The organism is Novosphingobium sp. PASSN1 (assembly GCF_002278815.1).
In genome coordinates, this window is sequence record NZ_NKIS01000016.1 from 1 (window position 1) to 16900 (window position 16900).

At 64.6% G+C, this 16900-nt stretch carries 18 protein-coding genes; 14 read left to right on the forward strand and 4 right to left on the reverse strand.

The genetic code is table 11. The features are described 5' to 3' along the window. The first annotated feature begins 5 nt into the window (after positions 1-5). The 6 genes from CFE35_RS20055 to CFE35_RS20080 are packed head-to-tail and all read left to right on the forward strand — an operon-like array spanning position 6 to position 3781. On the forward strand, positions 6-140 hold the full coding sequence (locus CFE35_RS20055; RefSeq protein ID WP_292933487.1) for an amidohydrolase family protein: 135 nt from the start codon (positions 6-8) through the stop codon (positions 138-140). Between the two features lie 6 nt (positions 141-146). After that, the gene (locus CFE35_RS20060) at positions 147-599 is read left to right on the forward strand and encodes a protein tyrosine phosphatase family protein (RefSeq protein WP_292933353.1); all 453 of its coding nucleotides are present in this window, start codon (positions 147-149) and stop codon (positions 597-599) included. After that, on the forward strand, positions 596-1345 hold the full coding sequence (locus CFE35_RS20065) for an SDR family NAD(P)-dependent oxidoreductase (protein ID WP_292933354.1): 750 nt from the start codon (positions 596-598) through the stop codon (positions 1343-1345). Before CFE35_RS20060 ends, CFE35_RS20065 begins: the two co-directional genes overlap by 4 nt. A gap of 4 nt (positions 1346-1349) precedes the next feature. After that, positions 1350-2126: a glutathione S-transferase family protein gene (locus CFE35_RS20070; RefSeq protein WP_292933355.1), complete on the forward strand. Its 777-nt coding sequence runs from the start codon at positions 1350-1352 to the stop codon at positions 2124-2126. Further along, positions 2126-2866 carry an alpha/beta hydrolase gene (locus CFE35_RS20075; RefSeq protein ID WP_292933357.1) on the forward strand — a complete coding sequence of 247 codons (741 nt, stop codon included), beginning with the start codon at positions 2126-2128 and terminating at the stop codon, positions 2864-2866. The genes CFE35_RS20070 and CFE35_RS20075 overlap by 1 nt, the downstream gene beginning before the upstream one ends. 12 nt (positions 2867-2878) lie before the next feature. Beyond that, on the forward strand, positions 2879-3781 hold the full coding sequence (locus CFE35_RS20080) for a TauD/TfdA family dioxygenase (protein WP_292933359.1): 903 nt from the start codon (positions 2879-2881) through the stop codon (positions 3779-3781). Positions 3782-3846: 65 nt separating this feature from the next. Here CFE35_RS20080 and CFE35_RS20085 read toward each other — a convergent pair whose 3' ends face one another. Both CFE35_RS20085 and purU read right to left on the reverse strand, forming a co-directional pair. Continuing rightward, a complete protein-coding gene (locus CFE35_RS20085; RefSeq protein ID WP_292933361.1) occupies positions 3847-4248 on the reverse strand; it encodes a VOC family protein in 402 nt (133 codons plus the stop codon). Positions 4249-4320: 72 nt separating this feature from the next. Further along, on the reverse strand, positions 4321-5175 hold the full coding sequence (gene purU, locus CFE35_RS20090; protein ID WP_292933362.1) for a formyltetrahydrofolate deformylase: 855 nt from the start codon (positions 5173-5175) through the stop codon (positions 4321-4323). Between the two features lie 233 nt (positions 5176-5408). Here purU and CFE35_RS20095 point away from each other — a divergent pair, with 233 nt between their 5' ends. The 3 genes from CFE35_RS20095 (at position 5409) to CFE35_RS20105 (ending at position 8442) form a co-directional block, all read left to right on the forward strand. Further along, a complete protein-coding gene (locus tag CFE35_RS20095; protein ID WP_292933489.1) occupies positions 5409-6755 on the forward strand; it encodes an aminomethyl transferase family protein in 1347 nt (448 codons plus the stop codon). A gap of 146 nt (positions 6756-6901) precedes the next feature. Next, positions 6902-7777, forward strand: a complete 876-nt coding sequence (locus tag CFE35_RS20100) for a methylenetetrahydrofolate reductase (RefSeq protein ID WP_292933363.1) — start codon at positions 6902-6904, stop codon at positions 7775-7777. After that, the gene (locus CFE35_RS20105; RefSeq protein WP_292933364.1) at positions 7774-8442 is read left to right on the forward strand and encodes an alpha/beta hydrolase; all 669 of its coding nucleotides are present in this window, start codon (positions 7774-7776) and stop codon (positions 8440-8442) included. The genes CFE35_RS20100 and CFE35_RS20105 overlap by 4 nt, the downstream gene beginning before the upstream one ends. Before the next feature lie 127 nt (positions 8443-8569). Here the strand turns inward: CFE35_RS20105 and CFE35_RS20110 are convergent, their stop codons facing one another. After that, entirely contained in the window at positions 8570-9490 is a 921-nt protein-coding gene (locus tag CFE35_RS20110; protein WP_292933366.1) for an SDR family NAD(P)-dependent oxidoreductase, read from the reverse strand. Continuing rightward, complete coding sequence (locus CFE35_RS20115) at positions 9487-10419, reverse strand: SDR family NAD(P)-dependent oxidoreductase (protein WP_292933368.1); 933 nt, start codon at positions 10417-10419, stop codon at positions 9487-9489. Before CFE35_RS20115 ends, CFE35_RS20110 begins: the two co-directional genes overlap by 4 nt. A gap of 162 nt (positions 10420-10581) precedes the next feature. Between CFE35_RS20115 and CFE35_RS20120 the strand changes: the two genes are divergently transcribed. The 5 genes from CFE35_RS20120 to CFE35_RS20140 all read left to right on the forward strand — a co-directional run bounded on the left by CFE35_RS20120 (position 10582) and on the right by CFE35_RS20140 (position 16897). Continuing rightward, positions 10582-11979: an MFS transporter gene (locus CFE35_RS20120; protein WP_292933370.1), complete on the forward strand. Its 1398-nt coding sequence runs from the start codon at positions 10582-10584 to the stop codon at positions 11977-11979. A gap of 70 nt (positions 11980-12049) precedes the next feature. After that, positions 12050-12793, forward strand: a complete 744-nt coding sequence (locus CFE35_RS20125) for a nuclear transport factor 2 family protein (protein ID WP_292933371.1) — start codon at positions 12050-12052, stop codon at positions 12791-12793. Positions 12794-12800: 7 nt separating this feature from the next. Beyond that, complete coding sequence (locus CFE35_RS20130; protein ID WP_292933373.1) at positions 12801-14243, forward strand: NAD-dependent succinate-semialdehyde dehydrogenase; 1443 nt, start codon at positions 12801-12803, stop codon at positions 14241-14243. Between the two features lie 9 nt (positions 14244-14252). Further along, positions 14253-15305, forward strand: coding sequence for an amidohydrolase family protein (locus CFE35_RS20135; RefSeq protein ID WP_292933375.1), 1053 nt, complete (start codon positions 14253-14255; stop codon positions 15303-15305). After that, positions 15302-16897 carry an MFS transporter gene (locus CFE35_RS20140; RefSeq protein ID WP_292933377.1) on the forward strand — a complete coding sequence of 532 codons (1596 nt, stop codon included), beginning with the start codon at positions 15302-15304 and terminating at the stop codon, positions 16895-16897. Before CFE35_RS20135 ends, CFE35_RS20140 begins: the two co-directional genes overlap by 4 nt. Positions 16898-16900: the final 3 nt, after the last annotated feature.

The following is a 16900-nucleotide window of genomic DNA, read 5'->3' on the forward strand; positions in this document are numbered from 1 at the left end:
ACAAGATGCTGTTCGGCAGCGATTTTCCGCTGATCCACCCGCAAAAGTGGATCGATGCGGCGCTGAAGGTCGGCTTCCGCGACGAAGTGCTGCCCGGCATCATGAAGGACAACGCCGTGCGCCTGCTCGGGCTGGGCTGACCGCACATGACGGGCGATCCGGCCGATATCCGGGGCTGGCAGCGGCTGGGCGGCGAGGTCACCACTTCGGGGCGGATCGAGGAAGCCGATGTTGCAAGGCTTGCTGCGCTGGGCGTGAAGCAGGTCGTCAATCTGGCGCTCGATAGCCATCCCGAAGCGCTGGCGGACGAGGCAGGCAAGTTTGCAGCGGCAGGCATTGCTTACACGCATATTCCCGTGCCGTTCGATGCGCCGGAGGAGGCACATTTTGCGGCGTTTCGTGCTGCGGTGGAGCAAGGGCCGAAGCCGGTTCATGTCCACTGCATCATGAACTGGCGGGTCTCAGCATTCTTCTACCGGTTGCACCGCGATCATCAGGGCATGGCCGAAGCTGAAGCGCGGGCGCTGATGGCCCAGCAATGGGTGCCGGATTCGCCGGATAAACCTGACTGGCGCGCTTGGGCAGAGTTCATCGCATGACCGATCTTTCCGGAAAGCATATCGTCATCACGGGCGCATCCACCGGCATTGGCCGCGCGGCTGCTACATGTTGCGTGGCAGCCGGGGCGCGCGTCACGCTGATTGCGCGGCGGGCGGATTTGCTGGCGGAAGCTGCGCGCGAATTGGGCGGGGCCACGGCCTTTGCGGCCGCCGATGTGGCAGACAAGGTGGGACTATTTGCAGCGCTCGATCAGGCGGTGGCGGCCAATGGCGCGATTGACGGCCTGTTCCTCAATGCCGGGATCGGCGGCATGTTCGCGCCCATCGAGAGCTACACCGACGAAGCGTTCGATGCGGTGATGACGGTCAACGTGCGCGCGGTGTTCTGGGCGATCCAGCATGTGCTGCCTGCGATGAAGACGCGCGGATCGGGCGCGATCCTTGTCACCGGCAGCCTTGCCAGCGAGCGCGGTTTGCCGATGAACGCGGGCTATGTCGCCAGCAAGCACGCGGTGCTCGGCCTTGCGCGTGCAGTGGCGAACGAGGCAGCGGAGTTTGGCGTGCGCTGCAATTGCATTCTGCCCGGCCTGATCGAGACGCCGATGCTGGATGGATTGCCGCCCGAAGCTGCCTCGCAAATGGCCAAGGCCGTGCCGCAAGGCCGCACCGGATCGGCAGCCGAAGTGGCCGAAGTCGCCGCCTTCCTTCTGTCTGATGCGGCCAGCCATGTTACCGCGCAAGCCTGGGCGGTGGATGGCGGGATGCTGGGAACCATGCGAGTCTGAACCCATGACGCTCAAATACTATCACGCCGAACCGCTGGCCAATTCGCTCAAATCCATGGCCCCGCTCAAGGAGAAGGGGCTGGATTACGAGAGCATCTACGTCGATTTGCACAAGTTTGAGCAGCACCAGCCGTGGTTCACCGCGATCAATCCCGAGGGGCAGGTGCCCGTGCTCGATCATGACGGCACGGTGATCACGCACACCACGGTGATCAACGAATATCTGGAGGACGTGTTTCCCGATGCGCAGCCCGCCGATGGCCCGCTGCGGCCGCGCGATGCAGTCGGCGCGGCGCGGATGCGCTACTGGAACAAGTTCGTCGACGAACACGTGATGAACTTCGTCTCGATGCACGGCTGGCACCGCATGGTGGGCGTGATCGCGCGCAACATCGAAAGCGGCGAGTTCGAGAAGCTGCTCGAGAGCATTCCGCTGCCCGACCAGCGCAAGAAATGGGCGACGGCGCGTTCAGGCTTTTCGGAAGGCGATCTGGCGAATGCCACGGCCAAGATCGAATACGCGGTGGACAAGGTGGAGAAGCAGCTGGCCGAAACGCCGTGGCTGGCTGGTGCGACCTACACGCTGGCGGACATCAATTTCTATTCGCACTGCGGGATGATGGTGGAGCGTATGTTCCCAGAAATGGAGATCGCCAAGCGCGCGCCGCGTCTGGTTGAATGGCGCGACCGCGTTACCGCGCGGCCGGGCACGGCGGCGGCGCTGAAGAGCGAAGATCGCACCGCGCCGGGCCTGCGTACCTGGTCGGGGCATGTACGCTGATGGCGGGTTTCGTCCTCATTCATGGGTCGTGGCATGGCGGCTGGTGCTTTGATCCGGTTGCAGCATTGCTGCGCGCGCGCGGGCATACCGTGGTCGCGCCGACGCTGCCCGCGATGGGCGGCACGGCGGAGGAAATGGCAGCGATAACCCTTGGCGAATGGGGTGAATTTGCTGCGCAGCATTGCCGCGATCTGAAGGCTGAGCTGGGCGGTGCGCCGGTCGTGCTGGCAGGCCATTCGCGCGGTGGGTTGGTGGTCAGCACAGCGGCAGAGCGCGATCCTGCGGCGATGGATTCGCTCGTTTATATCTGCGCGATGATGCTGCCTTCGGGCAGTTCGCGCGCCGAGTTCAAGACCATGGAAGCGCCCAATCCCGATTTCGACGCGATCATCAGCAAGGTGCATGGCGGGGTGGCGACGGTGGTCGATCCGGCGCGCGCCGGGCCGGTCTTCGCGCAGCTTTCGCCGCCGGAACTGGTGGCTGGCGTGCTGCCGCGCCTTGTGGCGGAGCCGCATGGACCGCGGGCGGAGCCGCTGGTGCTGACGGCGGAGCGCTGGGGCTCGCGCCCGCGCACCTATGTCGAATGCACCGAGGACCGCACGATTCCGATCAGCAGCCAGCGGCGGATGCAGGCGATGAGCCCCGGCGCGCGGGTGGTGACGCTGGACGCCGATCACAGCCCCTACCTCTCGCGCCCGGTGGAACTGGCCGATGCGCTGGAAGCGGCAATTCCGGCATGATGGGGCATCGCCGTGCGTGAGGTAAGGCTCAGCCCGCAAGGCGATTTCGACAACGCGGCGCGCCGCTATGCCCATATCACCGCGCATCCGCTGACCGCCGCGATGGGGGCGGAGATTACGGGCGTGCATCTGGGCGAGAGCCTGACGGACGCGGCCTTCGCGGAAATCCGCGATGCGCTGTGGCGGCACAAGATGGTGTTCCTGCGCGGGCAGAACCTCACCCATGCCGAGCACGAGGCATTCAGCGCGCGGTTCGGGCCGTTTGCGGTCGATGCCTATACACAAGGGGTCGCGGGGCACCGCAATGTCCACCCGTTGATCAAGGAAGCGGACACGCGGACCAAGGCGCTGTTCGGCAGCGGCTGGCACACCGATTCGCCGTTTCTGGATGAGCCGCCTTCCGTCACGATCCTGCGCGCGGTGGAAGTGCCGCCCTATGGCGGGGATACCGTCTGGGCCGATACGCAGCTGGCGTGGCGGATGCTCAGCCCCGCGATGCAGGCCATGCTGCGCCCGCTGAAAGTGCATATGTCGGCCGAGGCGAACATGGCGACACAGGAGCGGATTACCGGCAAGCCGATGGCCTTTGCCAGCGAAGACCGGCGCACGGCGGCGGTGCAGGGCAATTTCCATCCGCTCGTGCGCATGCATCCCTTCACCGGGCTGCCCTCGCTTTATGTGGATGAAGTCTATGCCGTGGGTATCGAGGGGATGACCCAGGCGGAGAGCCGCCCACTGCTCGATTTCCTGACGCGGCATATCACGCAGGCTGGCTTCAATTGCCGCCTGTGGTGGGAGCCGGGCATGATCGCGATGTGGGACAACCGCGCGGCGCTGCATCTGGCGCCGAATGATTATGATGGGTTCCGGCGCGAGATGTACCGCACGACGATGGCGGGGGAGCGGCCGGAGTAGGTGCCGCCGCCTCGTTACCCCGGATCAGGTCCGGGGTGCGTTGTCTGATGTGGTAGTGCTTGCTCTCAATCCCCGAAGAAATTGAGTTCCAGCAGCACGTTGTTGGGATCGCTGACGAAGATCTGGCGCAGGCCGATGGCATCCACGGTGTTGCGCTGGAAGGGCGTGCCGAGCGATTCCACGCGCGTCATCAACTCGTCATAGCCCGAGCAATTCAGCGCGACGTGGTGCACCGCGCCCGTCAGCGCGCCGGGTTCGACGTGGCGGTCGAAGGCGCGGGGGCAATCGACCGAGTTGATGTGGACGATGGCCTTGCCGCCCGCATCATACATCCACTGCGCGGTCTCTGGCGTCAGCGGCGGGGGCGCGTTGCGGCGTTCGAGGTTCAGCAGCGCCTTGTAGAACTCGGCGGTTTCATCGAGCTTGTCGGTGATCACGTTGACGTGATCGAGCCAGTTGACCTGCATTGTTCTCTCCCGTCCGATATTTCCTTGGCGGCGTGCTGGCGGCAGCATCACATGCCGCCGCCAGCCTTGCAATCAGCTCCGGAACACCACCGTCTTGGTGCCGTTGAGCAGTGCGCGGTCTTCCAGATGGAGGCGCACCGCTTCGGCAAGCACGCGGCGCTCCACGTCGCGGCCCTTGCGGACGAGGTCTTCGGGCGTGTCGGCGTGAGTCACGGTCGTGACGTCCTGGTGGATGATCGGGCCTTCATCGAGATCGGTCGTGACGTAGTGGCCGGTCGCGCCGATCATCTTCACGCCGCGCGCGTGGGCCTGGTGATAGGGCTTCGCGCCCTTGAAGCTCGGCAGGAACGAGTGGTGGATGTTGATGCAGCGCCCGTTGAGGAACGAGGCCATGTCGTCCGAGAGGATCTGCATGTAGCGCGCGAGCACGACGAGCTCTGCGCCGGTTTCGGTAACGATCTGCTTCACCTGCGCTTCCTGCTGCGGTTTGGTGTCCTTGGTGATCGGCAGGTGGTGATAGGGCACATCGCCCAGCAGCGTGATGTTGAGCGCTTCCTTGGGGTGGTTGCCGATGATCGCCACGATCTCCATCGGCAGCTCGCCAATGCGCGTGCGATAAAGCAGATCGCCGAGGCAGTGATCGAACTTGCTGACCATGAGCACGGTGCGGCGCTTTTTCGAGCTATCGCGCATCGTCCATTCCATGCCGAACTGCTCGGCCACTGGCGCAAACGCGCTGCGCAGCGTTTCCTGATCGCCCGAGCCCGGATCGAGCACGACGCGCATGAAGAAGCTGCCGCTTTCGGTATCGTCGAACTGCTGCGCTTCGAGAATGTTGGCCCCGGCCTCATAGAGGTTGCCGGTCACCCGGGCGACAATTCCGGGCTTGTCCTCGCACGAAAGCGTCAGGATCACTGGTGCAGTCATTCAATCTCTCCCCATTCACTCGTTTGTGCGCCGCAGGCCCCATAGAGCGCGCGGGCGTTGGCTGCCAGCCGTGCTTGGGGGCCGCATGGGCCTTGCACAATTTGGCATTGCGAATCTGTCGTGATATTGTATGTGTTGCATACAAATTTCAACCAGCCATTTTTTTGATCGGGAGAGAAACAGTGGCAGCCAACCTCGAACAGGTCCTTCAGGGCCAATCCAATATCGTTGAAATGCTGCGCAACTCGCAGCTGGGTGCCTATGTCTACCCGGTGGTTGCGCCGGAATTTTCCAACTGGCGCTCCGAGCAGTGGGCCTGGCAGCACTCGGCGGTGCTGTTCGACCAGTCGCACCACATGGTGAACCTCTACATTCGCGGCAAGGACGCGGCGAAGCTGCTGTCGGACACGATGATCAACAGCTCGAAGGGTTGGTCGGTCAACAAGGCCAAGCAGTATGTGCCCACCACGCCTTATGGCCATGTGATCGGCGATGGCATCATCTTCTGGGAAGAAGAGGAAAGCTTCACCTACGTAGGCCGTGCACCCGCTTCGAACTGGCTGCGCTATCATGGCGCGACGGGCGGCTACGATGTCGAGATCGAGCTGGATGACCGTTCGCCGATGCGCCCGATGGGCAAGCCCGTCACCCGCAAGGAATGGCGCTTCCAGATCCAGGGTCCGCAGGCGTGGAACGTGATCGAGAAGCTTCACGGCGGGCCGCTGGAGCAGCTCAAGTTCTTCAACATGAGCACGATGAACATTGCCGGCAAGACCGTGCGCACGCTGCGCCACGGCATGTCGGGCGCGCCGGGCCTCGAAATCTGGGGCCCCTATGCCGAGCAGGAAGAAATCCGCGCCGCCATTCTGGAAGCGGGCAAGGAATTCGGCCTGATCGCTTGCGGCAGCCGCGCTTATCCTTCGAACACGCTGGAGAGCGGCTGGATCCCCTCGCCGCTGCCCGCGATCTACACCGGCGAGAAGCTCAAGGGCTTCCGCGAGTGGCTGGGCGCTGACAGCTATGAGGCGACCGGTTCGATCGGCGGCTCGTTCGTGGGTGAGAGCATCGAGGACTACTACCTCAACCCGTGGGAGCTGGGTTACGGCCCGTTCGTCAAGTTCGACCACGATTTCCATGGCCGCGAGGCACTGGAGAAGCTCGACCCCGCCGCGCAGCGCAAGAAGGTAACGCTGGCGTGGAACCCGGAGGATATGGCGAAGATCACTGCTTCGCTGTTCAACCCGGACGGCGACCAGTACAAGTTCTTCGACGTGCCGCTGGCGAACTATGCCTCGTCGAACTACGACCGCGTGGTCGATGCAGGCGGCAAGACGGTCGGCCTCTCGATGTTCACCGGCTATTCCTACAACGAGAAGCAGGCGCTTTCGCTTGCCACCGTTGATCCGGAAATCCCGGTCGGCACCGAAGTGCGCGTCGTTTGGGGTGAGCCTGATGGCGGCAGCCGCAAGACCACGGTTGAGCCGCACAAGCAGATCGAAGTGCGCGCGATCGTCTCCTCGGTGCCCTACAGCCGCGTGGCGCGTGAGAACTACGCCGAAGGCTGGCGCACCGGGCGCTAAACTCAGCAAGCGGGCTCTTGGCCCCCCTCCCGGAGGGGAGGGGTCGGGGGAGGGGGTTCGACCTTTCCTGCAAGCGCTGCGCACCCCCACCCAACCTCCCCCGACCGGGGGAGGGGCAGGTTCGCGTGATTTGAGGAACGCAGCTTATGGCCACGCCGCTGATCCATCCCAACTGGGACAAGCCGCCGCTCGGGATTACCGACGGTTTCAGCCTTGAAATGACCGCCAAGGACGAGGCTTCGCTGCGCGATGCTGCGCACCTGATCCCCGCCGATACGCCGATTGCCGTCACCTTCCTGCCCGGCGAGGATGTTGCCGCGCGGGTGAAGGCGACAGTCGCGGTGCGCGAACTGGGGTTCGAGCCGATGCCGCACTTTTCGGCGCGGCGGATCACCTCGGAAGATGACTTCGAAGGTTATCTCAAGGCCGTGGTCGGGCAGGCGGGGGTGAGCCGGGCCTTCATCGTTGCGGGCGATCCGCCCGAGCCGGTCGGTCCGTATTTTGATACCTCCGCGCTGATCGCCACGGGTGCGTTCGAGCGCAGCGGGATCAAGGCCATCGGCATCGGTGGGCATCCGGACGGGCACCCCAACATGACCGAGCAGCAATGCTGGGATGTGCTGGTGAAGAAGGTGACGGAGATTGAGGCACGCGGTATGGCGCCCTTGATCGTGACGCAGTTCGGGTTTGATCCCGATGCGTTTTTGGCATGGCTGCTGAAGCTGCGCGCGCTGGGCATCGATGCGCCGGTGCGGATCGGGGTGCCGGGTCCGGCGGGCATCAAGCGCCTGCTGGCGTTCGCTGCGCGCTGCGGTGTTGGCGCTTCGACTTCAGTGCTGAAGAAGTACGGGATTTCGGTGACCAACCTGCTCGGCAGCGCCGGGCCGGACAAGCTGGTCGACGCTTTCGCCAAGGGCCTCGGCCCGCAGCATGGCCGCGTGCGGCTGCACTTCTATCCGTTCGGCGGGATGGTGAAGACGCTGGAATGGGTCCACGCCTACAACGCGAAGCATGGCCTGTGACGGACTACGTCCTCGTCCATGGCGCCTGGGGCGGCAGCTTCGGCTATGACCGGGTGGCAGCCGAATTGCGCGCGGCAGGGCACCGCGTGGTGCTGGCGCAGTTGACGGGGCTCGGCACGCGCAAGGGCGAGTTCCATCCCGGCATCACGCTGACGACGCATATCGATGATGTCTGCAACCAGATCACCTCAGCTGGCTACGACAAGTTCGTGCTCGTCGGCCATTCCTATGGCGGGATGATCGTGACCGGCGTGGCGACGCGGCTGGGCGCGCGGATCACGGCGCTCGTCTACATCGATGCGTTCCTGCCGCAGGACGGCCAGTCGCTCTGGGATCTCACCGGCGATTTCGAGCACCATCACTACATCGACAGCCAGAAGTTCACGCCGGGCGCCGTCGCACCGCTGCCGGGGCTGGAAAACCCGGTGCTGAGCCGACATCCGTTGCTGACCCTGCTCGAAGCGGTGAAGTTCACCGGTGAGGAGGCCAAGGTTGGCCGCCGCATCTACGTGTTCGCCAATGCGTGGGAGCCGACCCCGTTCCGCAAGTTCGTGAAGCGCGTGACGAGCGAGAAGGGCTGGGAATACCACGAGTCCAAGGCCAGCCACAACGTGATGGGCGATCAGCCCGAGCAGACCCTGGCGATCCTGGTGGGCTGTGCTTAGATCTCGGGCCAACTGGTGAACCCGTCGGCCCGTGCTTGACACGGGCCTTGGCTTTTCCTTCGGGAGCTGCGCCGGAAGAACAGCCTAACCCCGTGTCAAGCACGGGGTGACGGGGAAGAGGTGACACTCAGAACTTGGCGTCCCGCGACTTCCGCCTAGCCTCCGCAAACGCATCGCGGCGGAACTTCTCGAACGCCACGCGCTGGTCGTGGCCGGGGTCCTTCGGGTAGTCCTGATACTCCGCGATGATCTCGTCGAAGATCTCGCGCATCTCTTCCTTGTGGTCCGGATGGCTGAAGATGTGCAGGCGGTTCGCCTTCATCGCTTCGATCACCCGCGCGCCGATCACGTCTGGCTCCATGCCGAATTCGTGGATGCCCGCAAGGCGCTCGACCGCTTCCGAATTGACCGGCTTCATCGCGCCTTTCAGTTCATCCGGGCGGATATCATCGCTGGCGTAGATGTAGCTCTTCACGAGGCCGGGGCAGAGCACCGAGACGCCGATTTCATATTGCAGCAGCGAATAGTGCAGCGATTCGGAAAGGCCGCGCACGGCGAACTTGGTGGTGTTGTAGATGCCCGGCGTGCCTGCTGCGAGGAACGCGGCCATCGACGCGGTGTTGACGACGTGGCCGCCTTTCTGCTCGCCCGCCTTGATGCGCTCGACCATGCGCGGGACGAAGGTCATCACCCCGTTGATCACGCCGTGGAGGTTGACGCCCAAGAGCCAGTCCCAATCGTCGAACGAGCTTTCCTCGATCGGCTGGAACAGGTTGACCCCGGCGTTGTTGCACAGGATCGAAACCGGGCCGAACTTGGCCTCGACTTCATCTGCCGCGGCCTTGAAGCCGTCGCGGCTGGCTACATCGAGCTGGACGCCCATGACCTCGCGGTTGTCGAGCGACTTGAGCGCCTGATCGATCGAGTCCTGCCGGATATCGGCGATGGCGACCTTGCAGCCTTCGTTCAAAAGCTGGCGGACGAGCCCGATGCCGACGCCATTGGCGCCGCCGGTGACGAAAGCGGTGCGGCCTGCAAAGTCCTTCATGCTGCGGTTCCTTCTGCACGGGCAGCCTTCAGCGAATCCTGCCGGGCGATCTCGGCAGTGATCGCCGGATTGCGGAACAGCATCGCGAACGTCTGCTTGTATTCGTCGTTTTCAGGGAGGTGCGTCTGCACGGCTGCCGTGGTCGCCTCGCCGCGCTCGCGCACGCCGCCCAGGAATTCGCTGTGGGTGAGGATGTAGAGCTCGTCGTTCAGGATGCCCTCCAGCACGCGCTGGCCGACTTCTTCCTTGGTCTGGTAAAGGTGCATGAAGTTGCCGCCCGAAGCGCGGCGCTTGTCGGCTTCGGCATAACCGGTTTCGGCAAGGTCGGCGGGGCGGGTCTTGCCGGCGTCCGCAATGTTCGATTGCACCGCGCCGGGGCAGAAGGCAGAGCAGATCACGCCGCGCGATTCGAGTTCGGGGCGCATGCATTCCATCATCGAAGTGACGGCAGCCTTGCCAGCGGAATAAATCGTGGTGCCGCCGACGGGCACGAGCGCCGACATCGAAGCGGTATTGACGATATGCCCGCCTTCGCCGTGGGCCAGAATGCGCGGCAGGATCGTCACGATGCCGTTGATCGTGCCGCCCACGTTCACGCCCATCACCCAGTCCCAATCGGCGAAGGTGGCGAGGTCAGTGGGCCCGACAACCGCGACACCGGCGTTGTTGCACAGCACGTGGATCTTGCCGAACTTCGCTTCCGTCGCGTCAGCCGCAGCGGCAAAGGCGGCGCGGTCGGTCACGTCGAGCTTGAGCGGCAAGACCCTGTCGCCGCCCGCCAGCTCGGCTTCGGCGGCGGCAAGGTGATCGTCGCGGATATCGGCGATGGCCACGTTCATGCCCGCGCCCAGCAGCGCCTTGGCGATGCCGAGGCCGATGCCGCTGGCACCGCCGGTGATGAAGGCTGTCTTGCCGGGGAGGTTCTGCATCATCGCTCTCCTGAGGGCGTGGGGAGCCTTTTCTGACTCCACCGATTGTTAGGTTGCCTTTTCTATTCACCACAGCGAGATTGTATGCAAGACTAACAATTATTCCGAACGAAAAAGGCTGCGCGGTTCCTGCGTAGCGGCCAGCGGGTGAGAGGAGAAGGCATGGCAGGTCCCACGGTTGTGGCCGATCCGGCGGCGGCGGAGAGCCGCGGCGCAGAGCGCGAATGGCCCTCCACCGGCGCGGCCTACTGGGCGCTCACGGTGATCGTGCTGGCCACGTTCCTCACGTTCTTCGATGCGGTGACCTTCGGTATGCTGGCCGAGCGGATCAAGCACGATTTCGGCCTCACCGATTCGCAGCTGGGCTTTCTGGCCGGGCCGGCGAGCATCATCTGCTATCTGTTCGTGGGCATTCCGCTGGCGCGGCTGGCGGATATCTACCCGCGCAAATATGTGCTGGCGGGCGGCGCGGCGGTGGTGGGCGTGATCATTTCGCTGGGCGGCTTCGCGCAGACTTTCGTGCAGTTCGTCGGCAGCCGGGTGTTTCTGGCGGCGGGCGGTTCGGCCCATGCGCCTTCGTCCTACTCGCTGCTGGCCGATGCGTTCCCGCCCAAGAAGCTCACCCGCGCGTTTGCGCTGCTGCAGTTCGGCTTCATCGGCGGGACCACGCTTGGACCGCTGATCGGCGGGGCGCTGGTGGTGATGACCGCCAACTGGGAGCCCGCGCAGCTCGGCCCGCTGACCATTCGCGGCTGGCAGTGGATCCTGATGTTCATGGGTCTGCCCGGCCTGCTGGTGGGCCTGCTGTTTCTGACCGTGCAGGAACCGGTGCGGCTGGCCCCTGCTGCCGATGCGCCCAAAGTGCCGCAAGGCGCCGGGCTGGGCCGCAAGATCCTGACCTTCATGGGCCTCGATGCCCTGCGGGCGATCAACGCCAAGCCGCGCGTATACTATCCGCTGTTCGGTGCGCTGGCCTTGAGCGCGGTCGAGGTGTTCGGTCTCCAGTTCTGGCGCGTGCCGTTCATGATCCGCACGTTTGGCTGGAACGAGCAGCAGATCGGCGCGGCGTTGGGGATCACGGTGCTGGCAGGTTCGCTTTCAGGCCTGCTGCTCGGCAGCGTCCTGGTGGAATGGCTGGCGAAGCGGCACAAGGACGCCAATGTGCGCGCCGCCGCCATCTGCTTTGCGGGCACCACGGTCAGTTCGATTGCCGCGATCCTGATGCCGACAGCCTGGGGCTCGATGATCCTGTTCGGCTTTTCGGGCATGTTCGGGCTAGCGGGCGCAGTGCCGCAAAACGCCGCGGTGCAGCGCGTGGCCCCCAACGACATGCGCGGGCAGGTGACGGCGTTCTATCTGTTCATGTTCACGTTCTTCGGCGCGATGGGCAGCTTCGTGGTGGGCCGGGTGCAGGACGTGATCATCGGTGATCCGACGCAGCTGTGGAAGGCCCTGCTGATCACGGCCTGCACGCTGCTGCCGCTCGCCACGTTCCTGATGATCCGCGCGATAAAACCCTACCGCGAGGAAGTGGAGCGGCTGGAGGCTGCCGGGCTCTGACCTGAACGGCGTTGACAGCACCGCGCCGAGTGATGATTGTTAGGTATACGAACTAATTGGGAGACGTCCGATGTCTGAAGACCGCATTTCCGCGCTGGAAGGCAAGCTCGCCGAAATGGAGCGCCGCCTCACGGTGCGCGAGGATGAGCTTGATATCCGCAAGCTGCAGCACCTCTATGGCTATCTGATCGACAAGTGCCTCTACAACGAGACGGTCGATCTGTTCACGCCGGACGGCGAAGTGCGCTTCTTCGGCGGCGTGTGGAAGGGCCAGGAAGGCGTGCGGCGGCTTTATGTGGAGCGGTTCCAGAAGCGCTTCACTTATGGCAACAACGGCCCGATCGATGGCTTCCTGCTCGATCATCCGCAATTGCAGGACATCATCAACGTGCAGCCCTGCGGCGAAATCGCCTTCGGCCGCGCGCGTTCGATGATGCAGGCCGGCCGCCACAAGGACTATGAAGGCGATGCGCCGCACCTCAAGGCCCGCCAGTGGTGGGAAGGCGGCATTTACGAGAACACCTACAAGAAGGTGGACGGGGTGTGGCGGATGCACATCCTCAATTACATGCCGATCTGGCATGCCGATTTCGAGCACGGCTGGGCGCATACCCCGCACGAATACGTGCCGTTCCCCAAGGTCACCTACCCCACCGACCCGACCGGGCCGGACGAGCTGATCAAGGATCACTGGCTGTGGCCCACGCACAAGCTCAACGCGTTCCACATGAAGCACCCGGTGACGGGCCAGGAAATCGTGGCGCAGCGGTGGCAGGGTGATATCGACCGTGAAAACGCCAAGGCCAAAGGCTGATCATTCCATGACATATCCTTCGCTGCACATGATCATCGCCGGGGAACGCATCTCCGGCGGTGGCCGCCGCACCCATGCGGTGGTCAATCCGGCCACGGGCGAGACCATCGGCGAACTGCCGCTGGCCGAGCCCGCCGATCTCGATCGCGCGTTGGAGACGGCGCAGCGCGGGTTCAAGCTGTGGCGCAAGTCTACCCCGCATCAGCGCGCCGCCGTGCTCAATGGCGCAGCGCGGCTGATGCTGGAGCGGCAGGAAGATCTCGCCCGGATTGCCACGCTGGAGCAGGGCAAGACGCTGGCGGAAACCCGCATCGAAGTCATGATGAACGTGGGGCTGTTCCAGTTCTACGCGGGCGAGGTGTTCCGCATCTATGGCCGCACGCTGGTGCGCCCGGAAGGCATGCGCTCCACCGTGACGCACGAGCCAGTCGGTCCGGTGGCGGCGTTTGCGCCGTGGAACTTCCCGCTCGGCAATCCGGGGCGCAAGCTCGGCGCGCCGATCGCGGCGGGCTGTTCGGTGATCCTCAAGGCTGCGGAGGAAACCCCGGCCTCGGCGCTCGGCGTGCTGCAATGCCTGCTCGATGCGGGCCTGCCGTCCGAGGTGGCGCAGGCGGTGTTCGGCGTGCCCGATGAAGTGAGCCGCCACTTGCTGGGCAGCCCGATCATCCGCAAGCTGAGCTTCACCGGCTCGACGGTGGTGGGCAAGCACCTTGCCAAGCTCGCCGCCGAGGACATGAAGCGCACGACGATGGAACTGGGCGGACACGGCCCGGTGCTGGTGTTCGGCGATGCGGATCTGGAGCGCGTACTCGATACGGTCGTCACGCAGAAGTACCGCAACGCCGGGCAAGTCTGCGTCAGCCCGACGCGGTTTATCGTCGAGGAAAGCGTCTACGACCAGTTCCGCAATGCCTTTGCGCAGCGGGCCAAGGCCATCACCGTGGGCAATGGTCTGGATGAGGCGACGCGGATGGGGCCTATGGCCAATCCGCGGCGGCCTGAGGCGATGGACCGGCTGATCGGCGATGCCGTGCAGCGCGGCGCGAAGCTGCATACGGGCGGCGAGCGGCCAAAGGGCGAAGGGATTGGCAATGCCGGGTTCTTCTATGCGCCCTCGGTGCTGTCGGACATTCCGCCCGATGCGGCTGTGATGAACGAGGAGCCGTTCGGCCCCGTCGCGTTGATCAACGCCTATGCGGGCGAGGAAGCGATGATCGCGGAGGCGAACCGGCTGCCCTATGGCCTCGCCGCCTTTGCTTGGACCACGGACGGCAAGCGCCAGCAGCGTCTGGCGCGTGAAATCGAGGCGGGCATGGTCGGCATCAACACCAACATGATCGCGGGCGCCGATTCGCCCTTCGGCGGCGTGCGCTGGTCGGGCCACGGCGCGGAGGACGGGCCGGAAGGCGTGCTGGCGTGCATGGTGACCAAGGCGGTCCACGAAGGATAGGAAAGCGACATGACCGAACTCAAGACCGGCGGCGCGCAGGGCTATTTGCGCATCGCGACCGAAGAAGCCTTCGCCACGCGCGAGCAGGTCGATGTGTTCCTGCGCATGATCCGCGATGGCACGGCGGACAAGGGCATGGTCTCGCTCTGGGGCTTCTACGCCACCAGTCCTTCCGAGCGCGCCACGCAAATCATGGACCGGCTGCTGGACCTTGGCGAACGGCGCATTGCCGATATGGATGCCACCGGGATCGACAAGGCAATCTTGGCGCTGACTTCGCCCGGCGTGCAGCCGATGCTCGATGCAGACGAGGCCAAAGGCATTGCGCGCCGCGCGAACGACACCCTCGCGGCGGCCTGCGAAAAGTATCCGGACCGCTTCATCGGCCTCGGCACCGTGGCACCGCAGGATCCGGAATGGTCCGCCGCCGAGATCCGGCGCGGGGCGAGCGAACTGGGCTTCAAGGGCATCCAGATCAACAGCCACACGCAAGGCGAGTATCTCGACGATCCGAAGTTCGATCCGATCTTCCGGGCTTTGGTGGATGTTGGCCAGCCGCTCTATATCCATCCCGCCACGCCGCCCGACAGCATGATCGGCCCGATGCTCGATGCAGGGCTCGATGGCGCGATCTTCGGTTTCGGGGTGGAGACGGGGATGCACCTCCTGCGCCTCATCACCATCGGCATCTTCGACAAGTACCCGGACCTGCAGATCATGGTCGGCCATATGGGCGAGGCGCTGCCCTACTGGCTCTACCGGCTGGACTACATGCACCAGGCGGGCGTGCGCTCGCAGCGCTATGAGCGGATGAAGCCGCTGAAGAAGACCATTGCCGAATACATGCGCTCCAACGTGCTGATCACCAATTCGGGCATGGCGTGGGAACCGGCGATCAAGTTCTGCCAGCAGGTGGTGGGCGAGGACCGGGTGCTTTACGCGATGGACTATCCCTATCAGTATGTGGCGGACGAAGTGCGCGCGATGGATGCGATGGACATGAGCCCCGAGACCAAGAAGAAGTTCTTCCAGACCAACGCCGAGCGCTGGTTCAAGCTGTGAGCGAAGCCGGCGCGCCGTCGCTTCCCACGGTCGTTGCCAAGGGCGGGCGCTATGCGCTGGTGCTGCTGGCGCTGACGCAGGCGATGAGCCTGCTCGACCGGCAGATCCTCGCGATCCTCGCGCCCGCGATCAAGAAAGACCTCGGCGTCGGCGATGCCGAGATGGGGCTGCTTTACGGCACCGTGTTCGCGCTGTTCTACGCGCTGTTCTCGCTGCCGGTGGGGCGGCTGGCCGATGGCTGGGTGCGCACGCGGCTGCTGGCGATCAGCCTGCTGTTCTGGTCGGCCGCGACGGGCCTCGCGGGGCTGACGACGAGCTTTGCCATGCTTGCGCTTTCGCGGCTGGGGGTGGGCATCGGCGAGGCGGCGACGTCTCCGGCGGGCACATCGCTGCTCTATGATTATTGGCCCCGGCCGAAGCGCGGGTTTGCGATGGCGGTCATGGCCTCGGCGATTGCGCTGGGACTGGGCGGTTCGCTGATCCTGGGCGGGTTGGCAGCAAACTGGTGGGATACGGCGCATCCCGGCGCGGCGCTGCGCGGCTGGCAGTTCGCGTTTCTGGTGGCGGCTGCGCCGGGCTTCGTGCTGGCCGCGTTCCTGTGGATGCTGCCCGAGCCGGAGCGCGGGGTGATGGATGGTATTGCCACGCCGCCCGATCCGCGGCCCTTTGCCGCCAGCCTTGAAATGCTGGGCGCGGTAATGCCGGGCTTTCACCTGCTGGTGATGCGTGCGCGGCATGCCGGGGCGGCGATGATCGCACGCAACCTTGTGGCTATCGGCGTGATTGCCGCGGTAATGATGGCGCTCATCGTGCTGACCACCGGGCTTTCGCCGCGCCCGCCGCTGGTGTTCGGCAGCGTGGCCATCAATCCCCATGCGCTGCAATGGGCGGTGATCGGCTTCGGCCTTATCGTGATCGTCAATCTGGTGCAGAGCGTGAGCCTCAGTGACCCGCAGGCCAGCCGGGTGATCCGGGGATCGCCCACGGTGATCCTGTGCATGGCGGTCGGCATGCTGCAATCGGTGATCAACTACGGGATGATGGCCTTCAACCCCACGTTCCTGATCCGCACCTATCACCTCTCGCTGGGCGAAACGGCGCTGAAATTCGGCTTTCTCTCGGCAGGGATGGGGATCATCGGGCCGCTCTTGTGGGGGCCGCTGTCCGATCGGCTGCAAAAGCGCTGGCCGGGTTCGGGCCGCGCAGGCGTGGCGGCGTTTGCGATGATCGCTTCGCCGCTGATGTCGCTGTGGGTCTATACCGCGCCCGATGCCGAGACCTTCTTCTGGCGCTTCCTGCCCTACAGCTTCATCCTCACCGGCTGGATGCCGCCGCTCTACGCGATCATGTACGAGCAAGTGCTGCCCCGGATGCGTGGGCTGACCTCAAGCCTCTACCTGCTGGTGATGACGATCCTCGGGCTCGGCATCGGGCCTTATGTGGTGGGCCTGCTCTCTGACGCCACGGGTGATTTGCGCTTCGCGATGCTGAGCATCCAGTGGGTGGCGGTGCCGATTGCGGTGCTGATGCTGGTCATCGCTCTGCGTGCGGAGCGCGACGAGCAGGGGCTGCTGGGAAGGGCTGAGGGGTAGGTG

Bases quoted from the DNA above. Each gene is read 5' to 3' on its own strand.
- CFE35_RS20055 (WP_292933487.1), top strand. From the start codon at position 6: ATGCTGTTCGGCAGCGATTTTCCGCTGATCCACCCGCAAAAGTGGATC.
- CFE35_RS20060 (WP_292933353.1), top strand. From the start codon at position 147: ATGACGGGCGATCCGGCCGATATCCGGGGCTGGCAGCGGCTGGGCGGC.
- CFE35_RS20065 (WP_292933354.1), top strand. From the start codon at position 596: ATGACCGATCTTTCCGGAAAGCATATCGTCATCACGGGCGCATCCACC.
- CFE35_RS20070 (WP_292933355.1), top strand. From the start codon at position 1,350: ATGACGCTCAAATACTATCACGCCGAACCGCTGGCCAATTCGCTCAAA.
- CFE35_RS20075 (WP_292933357.1), top strand. From the start codon at position 2,126: ATGGCGGGTTTCGTCCTCATTCATGGGTCGTGGCATGGCGGCTGGTGC.
- CFE35_RS20085 (WP_292933361.1), bottom strand. From the start codon at position 4,248: ATGCAGGTCAACTGGCTCGATCACGTCAACGTGATCACCGACAAGCTC.
- purU (WP_292933362.1), bottom strand. From the start codon at position 5,175: ATGACTGCACCAGTGATCCTGACGCTTTCGTGCGAGGACAAGCCCGGA.
- CFE35_RS20095 (WP_292933489.1), top strand. From the start codon at position 5,409: ATGCTGCGCAACTCGCAGCTGGGTGCCTATGTCTACCCGGTGGTTGCG.
- CFE35_RS20100 (WP_292933363.1), top strand. From the start codon at position 6,902: ATGGCCACGCCGCTGATCCATCCCAACTGGGACAAGCCGCCGCTCGGG.
- CFE35_RS20110 (WP_292933366.1), bottom strand. From the start codon at position 9,490: ATGAAGGACTTTGCAGGCCGCACCGCTTTCGTCACCGGCGGCGCCAAT.
- CFE35_RS20115 (WP_292933368.1), bottom strand. From the start codon at position 10,419: ATGCAGAACCTCCCCGGCAAGACAGCCTTCATCACCGGCGGTGCCAGC.
- CFE35_RS20120 (WP_292933370.1), top strand. From the start codon at position 10,582: ATGGCAGGTCCCACGGTTGTGGCCGATCCGGCGGCGGCGGAGAGCCGC.
- CFE35_RS20125 (WP_292933371.1), top strand. From the start codon at position 12,050: ATGTCTGAAGACCGCATTTCCGCGCTGGAAGGCAAGCTCGCCGAAATG.
- CFE35_RS20130 (WP_292933373.1), top strand. From the start codon at position 12,801: ATGACATATCCTTCGCTGCACATGATCATCGCCGGGGAACGCATCTCC.
- CFE35_RS20135 (WP_292933375.1), top strand. From the start codon at position 14,253: ATGACCGAACTCAAGACCGGCGGCGCGCAGGGCTATTTGCGCATCGCG.